Consider the following 22,171-nt stretch of genomic DNA (forward strand, 5'->3'; position numbering starts at 1 on the left):
GTTGTCGGGGCGCCCGAGTACTCCAGTACACGGGCGCCCCTCCGCCTTGCGATGCACGGCACCAGACGCCGCAGGCCCGCGCCCTCCGGGCGCCCGGCGCTACGTTTAAAACACGCCCTAGCGCAGCCCGGTGGAGCGGCGCAGGGCCGCCTGGATCAGGCGGTCCACCAGCTCCGGGTAGGCGACGCCGCTCTCCTGCCACATGCGCGGGTACATGGAGATGGGGGTGAACCCCGGCATCGTGTTGATCTCGTTGATGACGAAGGTGCCGTCCTCGGTGAGGAAGAAGTCGGCGCGCACCAGGCCCTCGCAGGACGCGGCCTCGAAGGCCTCGACCGCGAGCCGCTGGACCTCGGCGGTCTGCTCCGGGGTCAGCGGGGCGGGGACCAGACCGGAGGCGGAGTCGATGTACTTGGCCTCGAAGTCGTAGAAGTCGTGGCTGGAGACCGGCGGGATCTCGGCGGGCACGCTCGCGCGCGGCCCGTCCTCGAACTCCAGCACGCCGCACTCGATCTCGCGGCCGCGCAGCAGCGCCTCCACGATGACCTTCGGGTCGTGCCGCTGGGCTTCCTTGAGGGCTTCGTCGAGTCCGGAGGGATCGTCGACCTTGGTGATCCCGATCGAGGAGCCGGCGCGGGCGGGCTTGACGAACAGCGGCCAGCCGTGCTCGGCGGCGAAGCCGAGGACCTTGGCGCGGGCGGCGCTCTCGTCGCGCTCCCACTCGCGGGGGCGGATGGTCACGTACGGGCCGACCGGCAGCCCGAAAGAGGTGAACACCCGCTTCATGTAGTCCTTGTCCTGGCCGACGGCCGAGGCGAGGACGCCCGAGCCGACGTACGGGATGCCGGACAGTTCGAGGAGGCCCTGGAGGGTGCCGTCCTCGCCGTAGGGGCCGTGCAGGACGGGGAAGACGACGTCGACCTCGCCCAGCGCCTTGGGCACGGCGCCGGGTTCGGTGTAGACGACCTCGCGGCTGGCCGGGTCGACCGGGAGCACCACGGTGCCCTCGGCGGAGTCGGCCAGTTCCTCGACGCTGGGGAGCCTGCGGTCGGAGATGGCCATGCGCTCGGGCTCGTCGGCCGTCAGGGCCCACCGGCCGTCCGTGGTGATGCCGATGGGCAGCACCTCGTACTTGGACCGGTCGATGGAGCGCAGAACCGCGCCCGCAGTGACGACCGAGATGGCGTGTTCGGAGCTGCGGCCGCCGAACACGACGGCCACTCGCGGCTTGCGACCCTGCTGGTCAGGGCTCTGGGAGGAGTTCTGGCTGCTCATATCGGTCCGAGAGTACCCGGTCCGCGTACCGGAACGGAGTCAGCGCCGTTCCGGTTTGGCGCTGCGTCCCATGAGCTCCTTCAGCGCGACCAGCGGCGGCTTGCCGTGGTGGACGATGTCGACCACGGTGTCCGTGATGGGCATGTCCACTCCGTGGCGGCGGGCCAGATCGGCCACCGACTCGCAGGACTTGACGCCCTCCGCGGTCTGCTTGGTCACCGCGATGGTCTCCTCCAGCGTCATCCCGCGGCCGAGGTTGGTGCCGAAGGTGTGGTTGCGCGAGAGCGGCGAGGAGCAGGTGGCGACCAGGTCGCCGAGGCCCGCGAGGCCGGAGAAGGTGAGCGGGTCGGCGCCCATGGCCAGCCCAAGCCGGGTGGCTTCGGCCAGCCCGCGGGTGATCAGGGAGCCCTTGGTGTTGTCGCCGAGGCCCATGCCGTCGGCGATGCCCACGGCGAGCCCGATGACGTTCTTGACGGCGCCGCCCAGCTCGCAGCCGATGACGTCGGTGCTGGTGTACGGGCGGAAGTACGGGGTGTGGGAGGCGGCCTGGAGGCGCTGGGCCACGGCCTCGTCGACGCAGGCGACGACGGCGGCGGCGGGCTGCCGGGCGGCGATCTCCCGGGCGAGGTTGGGCCCGGTGACCACGGCGACGCGGGCGGAGGGGACCTTGGCCACCTCTTCGATGACCTCGCTCATCCGCTTGGCGCTGCCGAGTTCGATGCCCTTCATCAGGGAGACGAGCACGGAGTCGGCGGGCAGCAGCGGGGCCCACGCGGCGAGGTTGCCGCGCAGGGTCTGCGAAGGGACCGCGAGGACGACGAAGTCGGCGTCCCGGGCGGCCTCGGCGGCGTCGGTGGTGGCGCGCAGGTTGTCGGGCAGGGCGACGCCGGGGAGGTAGTCCGGGTTGGACCGGCCGGTGTTGATGGCGTCGACCGCCTCGGCGCGGCGGCCCCACAGGACCACCTCGCAGCCGGCGTCGGCGAGCACCATGCCGAAGGCGGTGCCCCACGAGCCGGTTCCGAACACGGCCGCCTTGACGGTACGCGTCACTTCTCGCCCTCCCCCGCGGCCTTGCGCCGCTGTTCCACCCTGGCCTTGCGGTGGTCGTACGGCTGCGCGGGAGCGGTCTCTCCGCGCAGTTGCTCCAGCAGCTCCGTGATGGCCGCCATGATGGCTCCGGTGACCGCCTTGAGGACCTCCGGCGTGGGTTCCCGGCCGTAGAACGTGGTGAGGTCCACGGGCGGTCCGGCCAGCACCTGGAGGGTCTTGCGCGGGAAGAGCCGGACCCTGTTCTTCTTGGCGTACGGCGGCACCGCGAGGTTCGCGCCCCACTGGGCCACCGGGATGACCGGGGCCTGCGTCAGCAGGGCCACCCGGGCGGCGCCGGTCTTGCCGGCCATCGGCCACTGGTCGGGATCGCGGGTGAGGGTGCCCTCCGGGTAAAAGGCCACGCATTCACCGCGCTCGATCGCGGCCACGGCGGCCCGGAATGCGTCCAGGGCGTTCGTGGTCTCCCGGTAGACCGGGATCTGTCCGGAGCCGCGCAGGATGGAACCGACAATCGGCACCTTGAAGAGGGCGGCCTTCGCGAGCAATCGCGGCACCCGGCCGGTGTTGTACTGGAAGTGCGCGTAGGAGAGCGGGTCCAGATACGAGTTGTGATTGACGGCGGTGATGAATCCGCCCTCGGCCGGAATGTGCTCCATTCCCTGCCAGTCCCGCTTGAACAGCACTACCAGCGGCGGTTTCGCGATGACCGCCGCCAGGCGGTACCAGAAGCCGATTCTGCGGCGGGACACTCGGACACCTTCCTCTAGGACCGGTGCGCGGCGTCGGCACCCGGCCGGGCCCGGACAAGTCTCTCCCCAGGTCCGGTCTCTGTCGAGAACACCGTACGCCCCGCTCGCGGCACCGGGCCGCCGGGCTGCCCGGGAGGGGGGTGACAATGGGCCGACGTGTGTGCGAGAACGCGTCCATGACACCTCCACGGGGAAGGGGCCGGCCACGAACGCCGTCTGGAGCCTGGTGATCCCGCTCAAGCCGCTGTCCGTGGCCAAGAGCCGCCTCGCGGCGGCGGCCGGGGCCGGCCGGCCCGGGCTCGCGCTGGCGTTCGCGCAGGACACGGTGGCGGCGGCGCTGGCCTGCGCGGCGGTCCGGGATGTGGTGGTCGTCACGGACGACCCACTGGCCGGGGCGGAACTGGCCGCGCTGGGCGCGCGGATCGTCCCGGACCGCCCGGCCGCCGGGCTCAACGCCGCGCTGGCCCACGGCGCGCGGGCGGTACGGGCCCGGCGGGCAGGGGCGGCGGTGGCCGCGATGAACGCGGACCTGCCCGCGCTGCGGCCGACGGAATTGCTACGGGTGCTCGAAAACGCGGCGGTATTTCCCCGGGCATTCCTGGCGGATGCGGCAGGAATCGGGACGACGTTGCTTTCCGCCGCGCCGGACGCGGAATTGTCACCCGCGTTCGGGGGCCCGTCGCGCTCCCGGCATTCGGCTTCGGGCGCGGTGGAAATCGGGCTGCGCGGGGTCGACAGCGTGCGGCGGGACGTGGATACGGCGGCGGACCTGCGCGAGGCGCTGCTGCTGGGCGTGGGCCCGTACACGGCGCGCTGCGGCGCCCGGCTGCCGGCCGGTGCGCCGGCGGTGCGCCCCGACGTCCGGTGACCGCTCCGCGGCGAGCCTCTAAGCTGCGCTCATGCAGGCAACGGCGTTCACCTACGACTCCCAGACCCGCGGCGGAAGTGTGCTGCTGGACGACGGCACTCCGGTGCCCTTCGAGGCCGCGGCGTTCGACGCGGGCGGCCTGCGGCTGCTGCGCGCCGGGCAGCGGGTGCGGATCGAGACCGAGGGCGAGGGCGCGCGGCTGCGCATCACCCTGATCACCCTGCAGACCTTCGTATAGGGCCGTCCGGGTCCGGACAGCACCGCGGGCCGGACCCCCTCCGTGGGGGCCGGCCCGACGTGTGTGACGTCGCCCGCCTACTTCTTGCGGGCGGTGGTCTTCTTCGCGGTGGCCTTGCGCGTCGCCGTCTTCTTCGCCGGAGCCTTCGTCGCGGCGGTGGCCTTCTTGGCCGCGGGGGCGGTCTTCTTGGCCGTGGGGGCCGCCTTCTTGGCGGTCGCCGTGGCCTTCTTGGCCGCACTGGCCTGCTTGGCGGCCGGGGTGGCCTTCTTCGCGACCGTGGACTTCGCGGCCGACTTCTTGACCACCGTGGGGGTGGTCTTCTTCGCCGTGGTCTTCTTGGCGGCCGTGGACTTCGCCGCCGCCTTCTTGGCGGTGGTGGCCTTCTTGGCCGCGGCCTTCTTGACCGTCGCGGAAGCGCCGCCGGTGAGGCTGCCCTTGGGCGCCTTCTTGACCGACACCTCGCCGCCCTTGGGCAGCTTCTTGGTGCCGCTGACCAGGTCCTTGAAGCCCTGGCCCGCGCGGAAGCGGGGAACCGAGGTCTTCTTGACCCGGACGCGCTCACCCGTCTGCGGGTTACGGGCGTAGCGGGCCGGGCGGTCGACCTTCTCGAACGAGCCGAAGCCCGTGACCGAGACCCGGTCGCCGGCGACCACCGCGCGGACGATCGCGTCGAGCACCGCGTCGACGGCGTCCGCGGCCTGCTGGCGGCCGCCCACCTTGTCGGCAATCGCTTCTACGAGCTGCGCCTTGTTCACGTCTTCCCCTTCGGAGACTTCGCCAGAACGAATGTGTTCAAGCTTATTTCGCACGTTAGGCGGATATATACCGCAAATCAAACACGAAACGGGCTAATCACCCTAGTGCCGCAACGATGTAGGCCGTTACGGAGTTCCTTCGCATCAGTCGCCTTCAGGGAATCGACCCTCGTCGAGGTCCTTCATCAACCTGTCCAGGCGCCTTGCCGCATCGGCGAGATCGTGCTTCGCCGCTGCCGTGGCGACCAACAGCTTCCGAGACAGCGCCATCCTTACGCCCTCTGGGACTTGCAGCGAGCGCACCCTTGTGTGCGCTTCTTTCAGCCGGTCCGCGACAAGTCCGTAGAGCTCGAGTTGACTGTCGCGGTCCATGCACAGATTGTGCCATCTGGGGCGAGTTGTCGCCTCATGGGGCCTCAACAAACGCGCGTGCCCCCCGCCGGAAGGCGGGGGGCACGGGAACCGGGGCGAGTTCACCCCGGCTGAATAAGCGCTGATCAGGCCTGAATCGTGCGCGGCTTGTGGTGGGGCCGGCCGCTTTCGTAGGTGGCGATGTCCGCTTCGTTCTGAAGGGTGAGGGAGATGTCGTCCAGACCCTCCAGAAGACGCCACCGGGCATTGTCGTCGAGTTCGAACTCGGCCACGACGCCCTCGGCTCGGACCTGTCGGTCGACCAGGTCCACCGTGATCTCGGCGGTGGGGTCGGCTTCGGTCAGCGCCCACAGGCGGTCGACCGCCTCCTGCGGCAGCACCACCGTCAGCAGACCGTTCTTGAGGGAATTCCCGCGGAAGATGTCGGCGAAGCGCGAAGAGATCACGGTCTTGAAGCCGAAGTTCTGCAGGGCCCAGACGGCGTGCTCGCGGGAGGAACCGGTGCCGAAGTCGGGACCGGCGACCAGGACGGTGGCGCCCGCGCGTTCCGGCTGGTTCGTGATGAACGCCGGGTCCTTGCGCCAGGCCTCGAAGAGGCCGTCCTCGAACCCGTCACGGGTGATCTTCTTCAGCCAGTGGGCCGGGATGATCTGGTCGGTGTCCACGTTGCTGCGGCGCAGCGGCACGGCCCGGCCGGTGTGGGTGGTGAAGGCTTCCATGGTTATCGGGCTCCGGCGGTCGCGGTGGCGTCGGTCAGGTCGGCGGGGGAGGCCAGATGGCCCAGCACCGCGGTGGCCGCGGCCACCTGCGGGGAGACCAGGTGGGTGCGTCCGCCCTTGCCCTGCCGGCCTTCGAAGTTGCGGTTGGAGGTGGACGCGGAGCGCTCACCAGGGGCCAGTTGGTCGGGGTTCATGCCCAGGCACATCGAACAGCCCGCGTGCCGCCATTCGGCGCCGGCGTCCTTGAAGACCTTGTCCAGGCCCTCCGCCACGGCCTGGAGGGCGACCCGGACCGAGCCCGGGACGACCAGCATCCGTACGCCCTCGGCGACTTTGCGGCCCTCGATGATGCCGGCCACGGCGCGCAGGTCCTCGATGCGGCCATTGGTGCAGGAACCTACGAAGACGGTGTCGACCCGGATGTCGCGCAGCGGCTGCCCGGCGGTCAACCCCATGTACTCCAGGGCCTTTTCGGCGGCGTTGCGCTCCGAAGCGTCCTCGTACGAGGCCGGATCGGGGACGTTGGCCGACAGCGGCGCGCCCTGGCCCGGGTTGGTGCCCCAGGTCACGAAGGGCGCCAGCGTGGTGCCGTCGATGACGACCTCGGCGTCGAAGACCGCGTCGTCGTCCGAGCGCAGCGTCTCCCAGTACGCGACCGCCGCGTCCCAGTCCGCGCCGACCGGGGCGTGGTCGCGGCCCTTGAGGTACGCGAACGTGGTGGCGTCCGGGGCGATCATGCCCGCGCGGGCGCCGGCCTCGATCGACATGTTGCAGATCGTCATGCGGGCTTCCATCGACAGCTGCTCGATGGCGGCGCCGCGGTATTCCAGGATGTAGCCCTGGCCGCCGCCGGTGCCGATGCGGGCGATGATCGCCAGGATCAGGTCCTTGGCGGTGACGCCCTCGGCCAGGTCGCCCTCGACCGTGATCGCCATCGTCTTGGGGCGGGCGAGCGGCAGGGTCTGGGTGGCCAGGACGTGCTCGACCTGGCTGGTGCCGATGCCGAAGGCCAGCGCGCCGAAGGCGCCGTGGGTGGAGGTGTGCGAGTCGCCGCAGACCACGGTGGTGCCCGGCTGCGTCAGGCCCAGCTGCGGTCCCACCACGTGGACGACGCCCTGCTCCACGTCGCCCAGCGAGTGCAGCCGGACGCCGAACTCCGCACAGTTCTTGCGCAGCGTCTCCAGCTGGGCCCGGGAGACCGGGTCGGCGATGGGCTTGTCGATGTCCAGGGTCGGGGTGTTGTGGTCCTCGGTGGCGATGGTGAGGTCGAGGCGCCGCACCGGGCGGCCCGCCTGCCGCAGGCCCTCGAAGGCCTGGGGGCTGGTCACCTCGTGCAGCAGGTGCAGATCGATGTAGAGGAGGTCGGGCTCGCCCTCGGCGCGCCGGACGACATGGTCGTCCCAGACCTTCTCCGCGAGTGTCCTACCCATCGCTTTCCCTCCGGCTCACCGTCCCGGACCCCGTGGTTCGTGGACCCGTACATACAGACTCGCTGGTTCTTGGAAAAATTGAACTTGCGTTTCACAGTGTGAGACGCGAATATCGTTTCATGGACAACTCTAGCGGCGTCGGCGTTCTCGACAAGGCAGCTCTGGTACTGAGCGCACTGGAGTCCGGTCCGGCCACCCTCGCCGGGCTGGTCGCGGCGACAGGGCTCGCACGACCCACGGCACATCGCCTTGCCGTGGCACTGGAACACCACCGGATGGTGGCGAGGGACATGCAGGGCCGGTTCATCCTCGGACCGCGGCTGGCGGAACTCGCCGCCGCGGCCGGCGAGGACCGCCTGCTGGCCACGGCCGGACCGGTGCTCACGCACCTCCGTGACGTGACGGGTGAGAGCGCGCAGCTCTACCGGCGTCAAGGCGACATGCGCATCTGCGTGGCGGCGGCCGAACGGCTGTCGGGCCTGCGGGACACCGTCCCGGTCGGCTCCACGCTCCCGATGAAGGCCGGTTCGGCCGCGCAGATCCTGATGGCCTGGGAGGAGCCCGAGCGGCTCCACCGCGGTTTGCAGGGCGCGCGGTTCACGGCCACGGCCCTGTCCGGCGTACGGCGCCGGGGCTGGGCCCAGTCGATCGGCGAGCGGGAGCCCGGCGTGGCCTCCGTCTCGGCGCCGGTGCGCGGCCCCTCGAACCGGGTGGTGGCCTCCGTATCGGTCTCCGGCCCGATCGAACGGCTGACCCGGCACCCGGGGCGCATGCACGCGCAGGCCGTCATCGACGCGGCCGCGCGGCTGAGCGAGGCGCTGCGCCGCTCCGGCTGACCGGTCCCGCCACACCTCCTTGCCCCTCCACTCCCCCGGGCCCGGGGGCGCGTACGACGCCGCACACGTCCGAACGCGCGCCTCCGGGCCCCACGCACGCCCGGCCGGAGAGCTCCGGGAACGAACGACGCCGGGAAACAGCGAAGAGGCCCTCCGCGATGATCGCGGAGGGCCTCTTCTTCCTGTACCCCCGACCGGATTCGAACCGGCGCTACCGCCTTGAGAGGGCGGCGTGCTAGGCCGCTACACAACGGGGGCAAAGCACTGCGTTACTTCTGCACTGCGCTGGGCTACCAGGACTCGAACCTAGAATAAGGGAACCAGAAACCCTCGTGTTGCCAATTACACTATAGCCCATAGTGGTCTAGACCAGCTAGACAGTACCCCCGACCGGATTCGAACCGGCGCTACCGCCTTGAGAGGGCGGCGTGCTAGGCCGCTACACAACGGGGGCCCTAGCGATCCTGCATCAAGAGTCCGGGTGCGACCCTGGAGATCTCGCGGGAAGGATCTGTACCCCCGACCGGATTCGAACCGGCGCTACCGCCTTGAGAGGGCGGCGTGCTAGGCCGCTACACAACGGGGGCAAAGCACTGCGTTACTTCTGCACTGCGCTGGGCTACCAGGACTCGAACCTAGAATAAGGGAACCAGAAACCCTCGTGTTGCCAATTACACTATAGCCCACCAAAACACAACCCCCTGAGGGGGTTTGTTTGGGTTGCGCTTCCGTTCCGGCCTTGCGGCCCGCACCGGCGGCGCAGAAAGAACATTACCGGATGCCTGACCGTGCTCCAAAACGGGTATCCCCGGCCAGCAGGGCCGGAAGCTGTGCGAGACCGGTGATCCGGTGCACCCCCTCCGGCCCCGGGCCACGCCCCCGACCTGGGCCTTCGTCCCGGTCGAGCCAGACCGCCGTCAGCCCCGCGTCGCGTGCCCCGCGCGCGTCGATCTCCGGCTGGTCGCCGACGTAGACAACCTCGCCGGGCTCCAGCCCCAGCGCCGCGCATGCTGCCAGGAAGGCCGCCGCCTCGGGCTTGCTGACCCCCAGTTCGGCGGCGCACAGGAGCACCTCGAAGCGCTCGCGCAGACCCAGGTCGCGCAGCTTGGGGTCCTGGTTGGCGAAGGAGGAGTTGGAGAGCACCCCGTGCCGGTGCGTGCCGGCCAGCGCGTCCAGTACGGGCACCACGTCGGGGAAGACCACCCAGGCGGCCTTGTAGTGCTCGACGTACCGGCCGAACCACGCGTCGGCCTCCGCGCCGTCCAGGGCGGACCGCCCGAGGAAGTCCCGCACCCGGTCGCGGCGCTGTTCCCGGAAGTCGCACTCCCCGGCGGCGAAGCGCGCCCAGTGCCGCTCGGTGCACTCCCGCCACAGCGCCAGCGCCTCGTGCGGGGCCCCGTACCGCCCGGCGATCCCCTCGCGCTCCAGGTGGACCCGGAGCCCGGCCGTGTCGGCCCCCGTGTAGTCGAAGAGCGTGTCGTCGATGTCCCACAGCACCGCGCGTATCCGCATGCTCCGACCCTACGCCGCAACGCCCCGGGGGCGGCGGCCTTTACGGCTGCCGCCCCCGGGGAGGTGAGAGGTGGGACCTACGCGGCGAGCTTCGCCAGGGCCGCGTCGATGCGGGCCAGCGACTTCTCCTTGCCCAGGATCTGCAGCGACTCGAAGAGCGGCAGACCGACCGTGCGGCCGGTGACCGCGACGCGGACCGGGGCCTGCGCCTTGCCGAGCTTGAGGCCGTGGGCCTCGCCGGCGGTCAGGACGGCCTGCTTGAGGGACTCGGGGTCGCTCCAGTCGGCCGCGTCCAGGTTCGCGCGGGCGGTGGTCAGCAGGGCCGCGGGCTCGCCCTTCATCGCCTTGTCCCAGGACGCCTGGTCCTCGACCGGCTCCTTGCGGAACAGGAAGTCGACGTTGGCGGTGATGTCCGACAGGACGGTGACCCGGGTCTGGGCGTACGGCGCGATGGCCGCCCAGGCCTCGGCGTCGAAGTCCTCGGGCTCCCAGTTGGCGTGCGGGGCGCGCAGCCAGGGGGCGCAGGCGTCGGCGAAGGCCTTCGGGTCGAGCAGGCGGATGTGGTCGGCGTTGATCGCCTCGGCCTTCTTGAGGTCGAAGCGCGCCGGGTTCGCGTTCACGTCCGGGATGTCGAACTTCGCCACCATCTCCTCGATCGAGAAGATGTCCTGGTCCTTGGAGAAGGACCAGCCGAGGAGCGAGAGGTAGTTCAGCAGGCCCTCGGGGAGGAAGCCGCGCTCGCGGTAGAGGTTGAGCGAGCTCTCCGGGTCGCGCTTGGAGAGCTTCTTGTTGCCCTCGCCCATGACGTACGGCAGGTGGCCGAAGGCCGGGACCGCCTTGGCGATGCCCAGCTCGATCAGTGCGCCGTAGAGCGCGATCTGACGCGGGGTGGAGGAGAGCAGGTCCTCGCCGCGGAGCACGTGCGTGATCTCCATCAGCGCGTCGTCGACCGGGTTGACCAGGGTGTACAGCGGAGCGCCGTTGGCCCGCAGGATGCCGAAGTCCGGCACGTTCTCCGGGGTGAAGGTCAGCTCGCCGCGGACCAGGTCGGTGAAGGTGATCGGCTCGTCGGGCATCCGGAAGCGGACGATCGAGGAGCGGCCCTCGGCCTGGTACGCCGCCACCCGCTCCGCGCTCAGCTCGCGGCAGGTGCCGTCGTAGCCGGAGGGCCTGCCGGCGGCGCGGGCTGCGTCGCGGCGCGCGTCCAGCTCCTGCGTGGTGCAGTAGCAGTCGTAGGCGTAGCCGCCGTCCTTGAGCTTCTTCGCGACGTCCGCGTAGATGTCCATGCGCTCGGACTGGCGGTACGGGGCGTGCGGGCCGCCCACCTCCGGGCCCTCGTCCCAGGTGAAGCCGAGCCAGCGCAGCGAGTCGAGCAGCTGCTGGTAGGACTCCTCGGAGTCGCGGGCCGCGTCGGTGTCCTCGATGCGGAAGACGAAGGCGCCGCCGTGGTGGCGGGCGAACGCCCAGTTGAAGAGGGCCGTCCGGACCAGGCCCACGTGCGGGTTGCCGGTCGGGGAGGGACAGAAACGTACGCGGACGGGTCCGTTAGTCACGCTTGATCACCTTGTTGGTGAGAGTGCCGATGCCTTCGATGGTGACGGCGACCTCGTCGCCGACGTTGAGGGGTCCGACTCCGGCCGGGGTCCCCGTGAGGATGACGTCGCCCGGGAGCAGCGTCATGGCCTCGGTGATGTGCACGATCAGGTCTTCGACGGAGCGGACCATCTCGCTGGTGCGGCCGAGCTGGCGCTGTTCGCCGTTCACGGTGCACTGGACGGCCAGGTCGCCCGGGTCCAGGTCGGTCTCGATCCAGGGGCCGAGGGGGCAGGCGCCGTCGAAGCCCTTGGCCCGGGCCCACTGCTTCTCGCGCTGCTGGACGTCGCGCGCGGTGAGGTCGTTGGCGCAGGTGTAGCCGAGGATGACGTCCTTGACGCGCTCGCGCGGGACGTCGCGGCACATGCGGCCGATCACCACGGCCAGCTCGGCCTCGTGGTGGACGTCCTGGGAGAAAGAGGGGTACGCGATCGGGTCGCCCGGGCCCACCACCGAGGTGGAGGGCTTGAAGAAGGTGATCGGGGCGTCGGGCACCTCGTTGCCCAGCTCCGCGGCGTGCGCCGCGTAGTTGCGGCCGATCGCCACGATCTTGCTGGGCAGCACGGGCGGGAGGAGCCGGACCCGGTCCCGGGAGGACGGGTCCAGCGGCACCTTCGTCCCCGACAGCTCGAAGTCCCCGTACGGGATGCCCTTGATGATGTCGAGGACGAGACCGCCCTCGGCGCCGGGGGCGGCATCGCCCTCGACCGCGCCGAAGGCGACATTTCCGTCGATCGAGAACCTGGCGATGCGCACGTGTTGCGTCTGCCCCTCTGTCCGTCCGCTGGCTGGCCCGTGTGGGCCGTGGTCTGCGGACCCCAGGCTAACGCGGCGGACCGGGGCACTTCGCTCGGTCGGCGCGGGGCGCGGCCAGCGCGCCGTGCCGCGAACGGGTGCGCGGGGCGCGGTCCGCGGCGGCCGGCTCTACTGCGCGACGGGAGCCACCGGGGCGTCCATCAGGATGGTGCGGCGCGGGTTCGCGGTCTGGGTGGGCAGGTCGACCGAGTGTTCCGGCGTCAGAACCGCCTGCAGCTCCTCGGCGTCCTTCAGGTGCGCGAGGGTGGTGCGGCGCGGGTTGGCTATGTTGCGGAACATCATGGTCGTCTTCTGCGTACTCATCGGAGTATCGGAACCCTCGGTCGGTGTGGGCCGGACGCACCTCGTGGGCGCCGGTTGTCGGGCGTGCCATCCCTGTAAAGGGCCAGGCTAAACATCTGAATCCCCCGGAGAACGGAGAAGTAATGGCCACGGCTGTGTGAGTTTGCTCACCCGTGCCCGGGCATTACGGGCATTACGGGCAGTCAATTCATAGGCCCGAAACGGACATTGCGCCACTGAATGCGCCATTCCGCTCCCGATCATCGCGACTGGGACACCGGGTGGGTCATAGCGATTACACAGTCAAAGTCCGGTTTCTCCCGAAAGCGGCCCCACATCCGGTAGCACCTCTGTCACAAGCCGTCACCAATGCTCCGCAGGAACCCTCGCACCTTGTTGGAGATCCGGCACTGTGCTGGAATTCGCGGGACCGCCGCGGGAATCAGCCGGCGCGCAAGCGGCGCGACCCAGCGCCGAGCGCGGCGGCACGGAGAGGGAGACGCGCCGGTCACCGACGACCACCATGGGGCCGTCAGTGCCCCACGACTCGACACCGTCCCACCGGTCGCCCGGAGGGACGCCTGGTCCAGAGGTTGCGAGCTAGTGCAGGGACGTTTCAAGAGGGATGGCAGCGCTGCGGCGGAGCAGGAGCCGCGCAGCGGGACCGACCGTGGCTCCTCGCCCCAGCACGCCCAGAACCACGGGCCGGCTGCCGGCGGCACGGGCGGCCCCGGCACGCCCCCCGCCGGTAAGGCGAAGGGCCGGGGCAAGAGCCCGAAGGCGGCGAAGGCGAAGGCCAAGGCCAAGGCGAGCGGCACCACCGCCCTGGAGGAGTCCGCCGAGCGGGATCAGGCGATACCGAAGGCCCCCAGTGGGCCCGGTTCCCGGCTCGCCCTGCAGAACTGGCGCATCAGCACGCGACTGGTGTCACTGCTGACCCTGCCGGTCGTCGCCGCCACCACGCTCGGTGGCTTCCGCATCAACGACTCGATGAACGACATCGCGCAGCTGGACCACATGCAGCTGCTGACGACGATGACCCGCCAGGCCACCAACCTGGCCGCCGCGCTCCAGGAGGAGCGCGACAAGTCGGCGGGTCCGCTCTCGGTCGCCAAGGCCGCCCAGGCCGCGAACCAGGGCGGCGCCCCCGCCCCGGCGAACAGCCTGGTCGAGGGCGTGCGCGACCAGACGGACGCCGCGGCGACCGCCTTCGCGAGCGCGACCGACAAGATCGACAGCGCCGAGGACAAGGACGACACCCTCAAGTCGATCCGCAACAACGTCCTGCAGATCGGCCGCCAGCTCGCCGGCATCGAGGACATCCGCAAGAAGGCGTACCAGAACAGCGCCCAGCAGACCGTCTCCGAGTACAACGGTCTGATCGTCTCGCTGCTCTCGCTCTCCCAGGACATGGCCCAGGCCACCTCCAGCCCGGAGATGATCAAGCGCACGCGCGCCCTGGCGGCCTTCTCCTCCGCCAAGGAGTACGCCTCGATCCAGCGCGCGGTCATCGCCGCGGCGCTCCCCGAGACCGGTGACAAGCCCGGCAAGCTGAGCGAGAACGACCGCCTGTACGCCCTCGCCGCCCAGCGCGGCGAGAGCCAGGCGAAGAAGACGTTCGAACTCGTCTACCAGGGCAAGCCCGAGGAGCTCCTCCAGTCGCTCGGCGACGGCAACAGCGAGATCGGCACCGCCGACCACTACGCCCGCCGCGTGCTGACCACCGAGGGCCAGTTCTCCAAGGAGAAGAACCGCTCCTGGATGGACTGGTACGACAACGACGACACCAAGCTCGCCGCCATGAAGGTCATCGAGCTGACCCTGCTCGACGACATGGAGCAAAAAGCCCGCGAGCTCAAGACCGAGTCGCAGCAGGACGCCATCATCAACGGTGCGCTGATCCTCCTCGTCCTCGGCGTCTCGCTCGTCGGCGCCTTCGTCATGGCCCGCTCGATGATCCGCTCGCTGCGCCGCCTGCAGGACACCGCGACCCGGGTCGCCCAGGAACGTCTGCCCGAGCTGGTCAAGCAGCTCTCCGAGACCGACCCGCAGGACGTCGACACCTCCGTGGAATCGGTCGGCGTGCACTCGCGCGACGAGATCGGCCAGGTGGCCGCGGCCTTCGACGACGTGCACCGCGAGGCCGTCCGCCTCGCCGCCGAGCAGGCCCTCCTGCGGGGCAACGTCAACGCGATGTTCACCAACCTCTCGCGCCGCTCGCAGGGCCTCATCCAGCGCCAGCTCTCGCTCATCTCCGAGCTGGAGTCGCGCGAGGCCGACCCGGACCAGCTGTCCTCGCTCTTCAAGCTCGACCACCTCGCGACCCGCATGCGCCGTAACGGCGAGAACCTCCTCGTCCTCGCGGGCGAGGAGCCGGGCCGCCGGTGGACCCGCCCCGTCCCGCTCGTCGACGTGCTCCGCGCCGCGGCGTCCGAGGTGGAGCAGTACGAGCGCATCGAGCTCTCGTCGGTGCCCGGCACCGACGTCGCCGGCCGCGTCGTCAACGACCTCGTGCACCTGCTCGCCGAGCTGCTGGAGAACGCCACCTCGTTCTCCTCCCCGCAGACCAAGGTCAAGGTGACCGGTCACGCGCTGCCCGACGGCCGCGTGCTGGTCGAGATCCACGACACCGGCATCGGCCTGTCCCCCGAGGACCTGGCCGCGATCAACGAGCGGCTCGCGTCGCCGCCGACCGTGGACGTCTCGGTCTCGCGCCGCATGGGTCTGTTCGTGGTCGGCCGCCTGTCCCTGCGACACGGCATCCGCATCCAGCTGCGCCCCTCCGACTCCGGTGGTACGACGGCACTCGTCATGCTTCCGGTCGATGTGGCCCAGGGCGGCAAGAAGCCCGCTCCGATGGCGGGCCAGGGCGGCCAGGGCCTCCCGGGCGCGGCCGGCCAGCAGGGCGCGGGCGCGGGTCAGGGCGGACGTTCCCCGGTGGGCGCGGCCCCGCAGCGCGGCCAGGTCGCCGGCGGCGGTCAGCGCGCCGCGCTGCCCGGTCGCGAGAACTCCGGCCAGCAGCGTCCCCAGGGACAGCAGGGCCAGAAGGGCGGCCGGGGCCAGCAGCAGCCCGGCCGCGGCCAGGCCCCGCAGGGCCCGAACGCCTTCGGTGCCGGTGCCCCGGTGGCCGGACGCGGTGCGGCCGCAGGCCCCCAGGGCCGTCCGGGCGGCGCCCCGGCCGGTGCCACGCAGTCCGGTACCGCCGCCTTCCCGCAGAACGACCCCTTCGGCCCGGGCACCCCGCCCGGCGGCCCGCAGGGCAACGGCGGCTTCGAGCGCCCGCAGCCGCAGCCGCAGGCGCCGGGCCAGGCCGGGCCCGGCCAGAACGGCCCCGTGACCCCGCGGGTGCGGCCGCAGCTGCCGCCGCGCGGTGGCGCGCCGCGCCCGGAGCTTCCGGGCGCCGGCACCGCCGCGTCCGCGGGGCTCCCGCCGGCCACCAGCTGGGGCGCGGACCCGGGCCGCCGCGGCGGTCAGGACGTACCGCGCGGGCACGACGAGGTCCAGGGCCCCGGCTCGACGGCCGAGTTCGCCCGCCCGGACTTCAACGGCCCGATGCCGGGCTCCGACGGCGCCTCCACCACGGGCCAGTTCGCCCGCCCCGGCACCGGCGGCTACCCGGACCCCGCGTCCACCGGCCAGTTCGCCGTGCCGGACCTGCGCGGCGCCCAGGATCCCTCCGCCACCGGGCAGTTCGCCCGCCCCGGCTTCCCCGGCGCCCAGGACCCCTCCACCACGGGCCAGTTCGCCCGTCCGGAGTTCCCCGGCGGCCAGGACCCCGCGTCCACCGGCCAGTTCGCCCGCCCCGAGGTCCCGCAGTCCGGGACCGGCCAGTTCGAGCGGGCCGACATCCGCGGGTCGCAGGACCCCTCCGCCACCGGCCAGTTCGCGCGGCCCGACTTCGCGGCGCCGCGGACCGGCGGTCCCGGTGTCGGCGGGTACGGCGACCAGGCCGGCCGGCAGGCCCCGCAGCAGTACCCGGTCCAGCAGCCGCAGCAGCCGCTCGGGGAGCCCGCAGCGGGCGCCCGCGCCGAGGCCGCGCTGCCCCGCTCCCGTCGGCCGGAGGCGCTGCCCCCGGCCCAGCAGCTGGGTGACGGCCGGACCCCGCTCTTCGACAACCTGGAGTCGAACTGGTTCCGCCAGGAGGGCGAGCAGCCCCCCGGGCAGGCACCGGCCGTACCCCAGCAGCCGCAGCAGGGTCTGCCGACGACCGGCCCCACGCCGGTCCCGGCCGCCCCGCAGCAGCCGCTGCCGCAGCGCGGCCAGGAGCGTGCGGCCGAGCAGCCCGCGCAGACCCCCGCGCCCGGCTCGCCCACGGTGAGCTGGCGCTCGTCCCCCAACGACGAGCTGATGCGGCAGGCCGAGCGCGTGCGCCAGCCCGCCGCGGGCGGGATCACCACCTCGGGCCTGCCCCGCCGGGTGCCCCGCGCCAACCTGGTCGCGGGGACCGCCCAGCAGCAGGCCGAGACCCAGGCGGGACCGCAGGTCTCGCGCGCCCCGGACGACGTCCGCGGTCGGCTCACCAACCTCCGGCGCGGTATCCAGCAGGGCCGTCAGGCCGGCACCACCGGTCCGGCGACCGGCAGTTACCACATCGACCCCACTTACCAGCAGGAGCGATAGTTGAGTTCGATGAGCCAGGCGGCACAGAACCTGAACTGGTTGATCACGAACTTCGTGGACAACACCCCAGGGGTGTCCCACACCGTGGTGGTCTCCGCCGACGGCCTCCTTCTGGCCATGTCCGAGGGCTTCCCCCGCGACCGGGCCGACCAGCTCGCCGCGGTGGCCTCCGGGCTGACCTCGCTGACCGCCGGCGCCTCCCGCATCTTCGAGGGCGGCGCCGTCAACCAGACCGTGGTGGAGATGGACCGGGGGTTCCTCTTCCTCATGTCCGTGTCCGACGGATCCTCGCTGGCCGTGCTCGCACACCCCGAGTGCGACATCGGCCTCGTGGGCTACGAGATGGCCCTCCTCGTGGACCGCGCGGGCAGCGTCCTCACCCCGGACCTGCGCGCGGAGCTGCAGGGCAGCCTCCTGATCTGACGTCCACGTCTCCCGGCCGGCGGGTACTGCCGGCCGGGAAACCGGGGCCCCGCCCCGGAAACCAGTACCGCCGCTCGGCCGTCATCCCGTCCCCCCACCGGCCCCGTCGGACGGCACGTTGACCACTGCTGTCCAGCCCGGAGGATTCATGACCCCGCCCCCCGCCTATTCCGATGCGTACGGCGACCCGTCGTACTCGGAAGGCGACCAGCCGCTGGTCCGCCCCTACGCGATGACCGGTGGCCGGACCCGGCCCCGCTACCAGCTCGCCATAGAGGCACTGGTCAGCACCACCGCCGATCCGATGCACCTGTCGGGCCTGCTTCCCGAGCACCAGCGCATCTGCACACTGTGCCGCGAGGTCAAGTCGGTCGCGGAAGTGTCCGCGCTGCTGTCGATGCCGCTCGGTGTCGCCCGGATCCTCGTCGCCGACCTGGCGGAGGCCGGAATGGTGGCCATCCACCAGCCGGGCAATGGAGAGGCCGGCGGCACGCCGGATGTAACGCTGCTCGAAAGGGTGCTCAGTGGACTTCGCAAGCTCTAGCGGCGGTGGCGGGGCGACCCGCTCCACCACCTCCGCGAAGATCGTGGTGGCGGGTGGCTTCGGCGTGGGCAAGACCACGTTCGTGGGCGCCGTCTCCGAGATCAACCCGCTGCGCACCGAGGCCGTGATGACCAGCGCGAGCGCCGGCATCGACGACCTGACCCACACCGGGGACAAGACGACCACGACGGTCGCCATGGACTTCGGCCGCATCACCCTGGACCAGGACCTGATCCTGTACCTCTTCGGTACGCCGGGCCAGGACCGCTTCTGGTTCATGTGGGACGACCTCGTGCGCGGCGCCATCGGCGCGATCGTGCTGGTGGACACCCGCCGTCTCGCCGACTGCTTCCCCGCGGTCGACTACTTCGAGAACAGCGGCCTCCCCTTCGTCGTCGCGCTGAACGGCTTCGAGGGGCACCAGCCGTACACCCCCGAAGAGGTCCGCGAAGCGCTGCAGATCGGGCCCGACGCGCCGATCATCACGACCGACGCCCGCCACCGCGCGGACGCCAAGAGCGCGCTGATCACGCTGGTCGAGCACGCACTGATGGCGCGCCTGAAATAACACCCGTGCCGTCTTCGAGGTTTCAGGGCGGGCTGTGTCCTACGACACGGCCCGCCCTCTCTTTTCATAACGTTTCGACAGAGAATTGGCCTCCGCTGGACACAGCGTGCGTTCGGGCGGTACCACTGCGCTCACAACTCACCCCGGTTATCCCGTCGGTTGCTCTTTATGTCCGGTTTATGCGGGGCATAAGGCCCTGGGTATGGCCGGATTCAACTGTTTGGAACACGGCCGTTAACCGTGCTGGAATCAATGAACTAGCTAGTAGCACCGCCGAGAGGTTGTTGGTCGAGTGAGGCGAAGCAATTCGAGCCCCGCGGAGGAACCCGCGCGTGGCAACTTCACCCCGCCGCCGCGCGCGGGGGCGTCCTTCGACGTTCCCGTCGACGCGCCCGTCGGCGGTGGCAGCACCAGCAGGTTCGCGCCCCGCAACTGGCGCGTGCCCACCAAGCTGAACGCCATCCTGCTCGTCCCCGTCCTCGTCGGACTGGTCATGGGCGGCTTCCAGGTGAAGGGCTCCATCGACACCTGGAACGAGGCGAAGGACGCCGAGAAGACGGCCCGCATCGTCCAGGCGGCGGCCGAATACGGCCAGGCGCTGCTGAACGAGCGCGACCTCACCGCCGGCCCCCTCCTCAAGGGCGAACGCTCCAGCGAGGTCGTCACCAAGGCCTACGCGGCGACCGACGCGGCCAAGGCGAAGTTCGCCGACGCCGTCAAGGACATGCCGCCCAAGAAGGGCCTGCAACGGCGCCTGCAGCTCTTCCAGGAGGAGGAGCCCAAGCTCGAGGTGATCCGCAAGACCGCCTACGCCGCTCCGGAGACCGCGAAGAAGGACCTCCCCAAGTCGGCCGGGCCCATCCCGACCGAAGAGGGCTACGTCCTGGTCCAGCACAACCTCATGTCGTTCTCCAACGAACTGGGTCTGGGCACCGGGAACATCACCAGCTACGGCCGCATGGTCTACGCGATCGAGCTGTCCAAGGCCGCGAACTCGCTCCAACGCTCCGTGGGCACCCACCTGCTGGTCCGCCCGAACGAGAGCGAGGACGTCCGCAAGGCCCAGCTGGTGGCCTTCTCCTCCTACGCCTACCTCGAAGAGATCGCGATCGGCGAGTACGTCTCCGCCGGCACCGAGGAGGACACGGACAAGCTCAAGGAGGTCATGGGCAAGCGGTCCGCCCTCGGCGCCGCCAAGCTCGCGGAGGCCCAGACGCAGGCCCAGCAGGCCGGGACCCCCTTCAAGGCCCCGCCCGTGGTCAACGGCTCCGCCCTCACCGGCATGACCGAGGCGATAGCCAGCGGTGCGAAGAACACCAAGCTCGCCGCGGAGGGCACCACCCCGCAGGCCTGGCAGGCCGCCGCCACCGCGAAGTTCGACGGATACGCCGAGATCGAGAAGGACCTCCTCGACAAGGCCGTCCAGGACACCATCGTCATCTCCGACGACGCCCGCAACGCCGCGATCACCAACGGCGCCATCGTGGTCGTGGCCCTCCTCGCCGCCTTCATCCTGGCCGGCATGATGGCCCGCCAGATGGGCCGCTCGATGCGCCGCCTGCGCAGCGCGGCCTTCGACATCGCCGAGCAGCGCCTGCCGATGCTCGTCGACCAGCTCTCGCGGACCGACCCGGGCAAGGTCGACACCCGCGTGGTGCCGATCCCGATCGACTCCCAGGACGAGATCGGCGAGGTCGCCCGCGCCTTCGACCAGGTCCACCGGGAAGCCGTCCGGCTCGCCGCCGAGCAGGCGCTCCTGCGGGGCAACGTCAACGCGATCTTCACGAACCTCTCCATGCGCAACCAGTCGCTGATCGAGGGCCAGCTGACCCTCATCACCGACCTGGAGAACAACGAGGCCGACCCGGACCAGCTGGAGAACCTCTTCCGGCTGGACCACCTGGCCACCCGTATGCGCCGCAACGGCGAGAACCTCCTCATCCTCGCGGGTGAGGAACCGGGCCGCCGCTGGGACCAGCCGGTCCCGCTGGTCGACGTCCTGCGCGCCGCCTCCTCCGAGGTGGAGCAGTACGAGCGCATCGAGCTGTCGGGGGTCTCCGAGGCGGAGATCCACGGCCAGGCCGTGACCGACCTCGTGCACCTGCTCGCCGAGCTGCTGGAGAACGCCACCACCTTCTCCTCCCCGCAGACCAAGGTCCGCGTCAACGCGACCCGGCTGCCCGACGGCCGCGTCATGATCGAGATCCACGACAAGGGCATCGGCCTCACCGCCGAGGACTTCGCGGACATCAACCACAAGCTGGCCAACCCGCCGACCGTGGACGCCGCGATCTCGCAGCGCATGGGCCTCTTCGTGGTCGGGCGGCTGTCGGACCGGCACGGCATCCGGGTCCAGCTGCGCCCCTCGGGCGAGCAGGCCGGTACCACCTCGCTGGTCATGCTCCCGGAAGCGATCACCCACGGTGGTGGCGGCGAGGGCATACCCGACGACGACTTCACGGTCTCCCGGATCGTTCCGGAGCAGCACCAGCTCCAGCAGAGCGCTCCGCTGCGCACGGCCGCCGAACTCGGTTTCGACGACTCGCAGTACGACCGCCGCCCCGCCTCCCCGGACGAGGGACAGGACGGCGCCCCGCGCGAGCTGGACCCGGTGGGCCGCTCGCTGAGCCGCGAGGAACGCCGGGCCGCGCTGGAGGCGCAGGTCGGCTACCCGCAGCAGCCCCAGGAGCAGGCGCGGGCGCAGGAGTATGCGGAACCCCAGCCGGAACACGGCTACCAGCCGTACCAGGGGTACGAGCAGCAGCCCGAACAGAGCTACGACGCGGCTGCGTACGAGACCCCGGACGGCTACCCCCAGCAGAGCGGATACGAGGCGTACCCGCAGGATGGTTACGCCTATCCGGAAGCCGGGTACCAGGACCAGCAGCAGGGCGAGCAGTCCTACGCCACTGGCTACGATGCCCAGCCCCAGCAGGCGGAGTGGCCGGAACAGAACATGTATCCGGCTGCCTACCAGCAGGATTACGGGACCGAATCGGAATCACCCTCCGGTGCCGGACAGGCCCCGGAGCGCGTAGGCTTCGACCGTCCGGACACCGCTGCCGACAACGGTCACCAACTGACCGGAGCGGGCCTGCCGCGTCGTGGCAGCCAGCAGCAGTGGCAGCCGGCACAGCAGGAAACGGAGTCCGCCGGATCCCTCTTCGAGCAGCGGCCGCAGCGACAGCAGCAGCCCGCCGCGACGGAGTCGGCGCCGGAGGAGGCGGAAGGTCCCGCGTCCTGGCGTTCGAGCAACGACGAACGGTGGCAGCAGGCCGGAAAGCTCAAGGAGCCGAAGGCGGGCGGGGTCACTCCGTCCGGTCTCCCTCGGCGGGTGCCCAAGGCCAACCTGGTCGAGGGCGCGGCGGAATCGACCCCGCAGGGCGGCCCACAGGTCTCCCGCGCCCCTGAGGACGTCCGTGGCAGGCTGAGCAATCTGCGCCGCGGTGTTGAGCAGGGACGCAGTGCGGGTTCGGAGCAGTCAAGTAACAGCTATGACCAGGAGCGTTAGTGTGAGCCCG

Annotated in this window: 19 protein-coding genes and 5 tRNA genes; 8 read left to right on the forward strand and 16 right to left on the reverse strand. The window is 70.9% G+C overall.

Annotated features, from left to right (window positions below; genetic code table 11):
* Positions 1 to 117: 117 nt before the first annotated feature.
* Genes ABZY31_RS21100 through ABZY31_RS21110 form a run of 3 tightly spaced genes read right to left on the reverse strand, consistent with a single transcriptional unit; the run spans position 118 to position 3,074 of the window.
* Positions 118 to 1,275 carry a D-alanine--D-alanine ligase family protein gene (locus ABZY31_RS21100; RefSeq protein ID WP_356412575.1) on the reverse strand — a complete coding sequence of 386 codons (1,158 nt, stop codon included), beginning with the start codon at positions 1,273 to 1,275 and terminating at the stop codon, positions 118 to 120.
* A gap of 39 nt (positions 1,276 to 1,314) precedes the next feature.
* Entirely contained in the window at positions 1,315 to 2,325 is a 1,011-nt protein-coding gene (locus ABZY31_RS21105; RefSeq protein ID WP_356412576.1) for an NAD(P)H-dependent glycerol-3-phosphate dehydrogenase, read from the reverse strand.
* Complete coding sequence (locus ABZY31_RS21110) at positions 2,322 to 3,074, reverse strand: lysophospholipid acyltransferase family protein (protein ID WP_356412577.1); 753 nt, start codon at positions 3,072 to 3,074, stop codon at positions 2,322 to 2,324. Before ABZY31_RS21110 ends, ABZY31_RS21105 begins: the two co-directional genes overlap by 4 nt.
* Positions 3,075 to 3,234: 160 nt before the next feature.
* On the opposite strand from ABZY31_RS21110, the gene cofC reads away from it, so the two are divergent.
* Both cofC and ABZY31_RS21120 read left to right on the forward strand, forming a co-directional pair.
* Positions 3,235 to 3,942 carry a 2-phospho-L-lactate guanylyltransferase gene (gene cofC / locus ABZY31_RS21115; protein WP_356412579.1) on the forward strand — a complete coding sequence of 236 codons (708 nt, stop codon included), beginning with the start codon at positions 3,235 to 3,237 and terminating at the stop codon, positions 3,940 to 3,942.
* Between the two features lie 31 nt (positions 3,943 to 3,973).
* Positions 3,974 to 4,180 carry a hypothetical protein gene (locus ABZY31_RS21120; protein ID WP_356412581.1) on the forward strand — a complete coding sequence of 69 codons (207 nt, stop codon included), beginning with the start codon at positions 3,974 to 3,976 and terminating at the stop codon, positions 4,178 to 4,180.
* Between the two features lie 77 nt (positions 4,181 to 4,257).
* Here ABZY31_RS21120 and ABZY31_RS21125 read toward each other — a convergent pair whose 3' ends face one another.
* From ABZY31_RS21125 to leuC, 4 genes are all read right to left on the reverse strand, one after another.
* Positions 4,258 to 4,935 carry an HU family DNA-binding protein gene (locus ABZY31_RS21125; RefSeq protein WP_356412582.1) on the reverse strand — a complete coding sequence of 226 codons (678 nt, stop codon included), beginning with the start codon at positions 4,933 to 4,935 and terminating at the stop codon, positions 4,258 to 4,260.
* A 144-nt stretch (positions 4,936 to 5,079) separates the two neighbouring features.
* On the reverse strand, positions 5,080 to 5,307 hold the full coding sequence (locus tag ABZY31_RS21130; RefSeq protein ID WP_356412583.1) for a hypothetical protein: 228 nt from the start codon (positions 5,305 to 5,307) through the stop codon (positions 5,080 to 5,082).
* A gap of 125 nt (positions 5,308 to 5,432) precedes the next feature.
* Positions 5,433 to 6,026, reverse strand: coding sequence for a 3-isopropylmalate dehydratase small subunit (gene leuD / locus ABZY31_RS21135; RefSeq protein WP_356412584.1), 594 nt, complete (start codon positions 6,024 to 6,026; stop codon positions 5,433 to 5,435).
* Between the two features lie 2 nt (positions 6,027 to 6,028).
* Positions 6,029 to 7,456 carry a 3-isopropylmalate dehydratase large subunit gene (gene leuC / locus ABZY31_RS21140; RefSeq protein ID WP_356412585.1) on the reverse strand — a complete coding sequence of 476 codons (1,428 nt, stop codon included), beginning with the start codon at positions 7,454 to 7,456 and terminating at the stop codon, positions 6,029 to 6,031.
* Between the two features lie 119 nt (positions 7,457 to 7,575).
* Here leuC and ndgR point away from each other — a divergent pair, with 119 nt between their 5' ends.
* The gene (ndgR, locus tag ABZY31_RS21145) at positions 7,576 to 8,292 is read left to right on the forward strand and encodes an IclR family transcriptional regulator NdgR (RefSeq protein WP_073911130.1); all 717 of its coding nucleotides are present in this window, start codon (positions 7,576 to 7,578) and stop codon (positions 8,290 to 8,292) included.
* 185 nt (positions 8,293 to 8,477) lie between these two features.
* Here the strand turns inward: ndgR and ABZY31_RS21150 are convergent.
* From ABZY31_RS21150 to ABZY31_RS21190, 9 genes are all read right to left on the reverse strand, one after another.
* Positions 8,478 to 8,550 (reverse strand) — tRNA-Glu (locus tag ABZY31_RS21150).
* A gap of 27 nt (positions 8,551 to 8,577) precedes the next feature.
* A tRNA-Gln gene (locus ABZY31_RS21155) sits at positions 8,578 to 8,649 on the reverse strand.
* Between the two features lie 24 nt (positions 8,650 to 8,673).
* Positions 8,674 to 8,746, reverse strand: a tRNA-Glu gene (locus ABZY31_RS21160).
* A gap of 60 nt (positions 8,747 to 8,806) precedes the next feature.
* Positions 8,807 to 8,879, reverse strand: a tRNA-Glu gene (locus ABZY31_RS21165).
* Between the two features lie 27 nt (positions 8,880 to 8,906).
* Positions 8,907 to 8,978 (reverse strand) — tRNA-Gln (locus ABZY31_RS21170).
* 85 nt (positions 8,979 to 9,063) lie between these two features.
* Positions 9,064 to 9,804: an HAD family hydrolase gene (locus ABZY31_RS21175; RefSeq protein WP_356412587.1), complete on the reverse strand. Its 741-nt coding sequence runs from the start codon at positions 9,802 to 9,804 to the stop codon at positions 9,064 to 9,066.
* Between the two features lie 77 nt (positions 9,805 to 9,881).
* A complete protein-coding gene (gene gltX / locus ABZY31_RS21180) occupies positions 9,882 to 11,357 on the reverse strand; it encodes a glutamate--tRNA ligase (RefSeq protein ID WP_356412589.1) in 1,476 nt (491 codons plus the stop codon).
* Positions 11,350 to 12,153, reverse strand: coding sequence for a fumarylacetoacetate hydrolase family protein (locus ABZY31_RS21185; RefSeq protein ID WP_356412590.1), 804 nt, complete (start codon positions 12,151 to 12,153; stop codon positions 11,350 to 11,352). The genes gltX and ABZY31_RS21185 overlap by 8 nt, the downstream gene beginning before the upstream one ends.
* A gap of 168 nt (positions 12,154 to 12,321) precedes the next feature.
* Positions 12,322 to 12,516, reverse strand: coding sequence for a hypothetical protein (locus tag ABZY31_RS21190; protein WP_356412592.1), 195 nt, complete (start codon positions 12,514 to 12,516; stop codon positions 12,322 to 12,324).
* 582 nt (positions 12,517 to 13,098) lie between these two features.
* Here ABZY31_RS21190 and ABZY31_RS21195 point away from each other — a divergent pair.
* The 5 genes from ABZY31_RS21195 to ABZY31_RS21215 all read left to right on the forward strand — a co-directional run bounded on the left by ABZY31_RS21195 (position 13,099) and on the right by ABZY31_RS21215 (position 22,161).
* The gene (locus ABZY31_RS21195) at positions 13,099 to 17,115 is read left to right on the forward strand and encodes a nitrate- and nitrite sensing domain-containing protein (protein WP_356412594.1); all 4,017 of its coding nucleotides are present in this window, start codon (positions 13,099 to 13,101) and stop codon (positions 17,113 to 17,115) included.
* A gap of 9 nt (positions 17,116 to 17,124) precedes the next feature.
* Complete coding sequence (locus ABZY31_RS21200) at positions 17,125 to 17,538, forward strand: roadblock/LC7 domain-containing protein (RefSeq protein WP_008739864.1); 414 nt, start codon at positions 17,125 to 17,127, stop codon at positions 17,536 to 17,538.
* A 148-nt stretch (positions 17,539 to 17,686) separates the two neighbouring features.
* Complete coding sequence (locus ABZY31_RS21205) at positions 17,687 to 18,082, forward strand: DUF742 domain-containing protein (protein WP_354380051.1); 396 nt, start codon at positions 17,687 to 17,689, stop codon at positions 18,080 to 18,082.
* On the forward strand, positions 18,063 to 18,650 hold the full coding sequence (locus tag ABZY31_RS21210; protein ID WP_283459846.1) for an ATP/GTP-binding protein: 588 nt from the start codon (positions 18,063 to 18,065) through the stop codon (positions 18,648 to 18,650). The genes ABZY31_RS21205 and ABZY31_RS21210 overlap by 20 nt, the downstream gene beginning before the upstream one ends.
* A gap of 292 nt (positions 18,651 to 18,942) precedes the next feature.
* Complete coding sequence (locus ABZY31_RS21215; RefSeq protein WP_356412596.1) at positions 18,943 to 22,161, forward strand: nitrate- and nitrite sensing domain-containing protein; 3,219 nt, start codon at positions 18,943 to 18,945, stop codon at positions 22,159 to 22,161.
* Positions 22,162 to 22,171: the final 10 nt, after the last annotated feature.

Origin of the sequence: Streptomyces sp. NPDC006529 (assembly GCF_040611795.1) — a bacterium.
Lineage (GTDB): Bacteria > Actinomycetota > Actinomycetes > Streptomycetales > Streptomycetaceae > Streptomyces.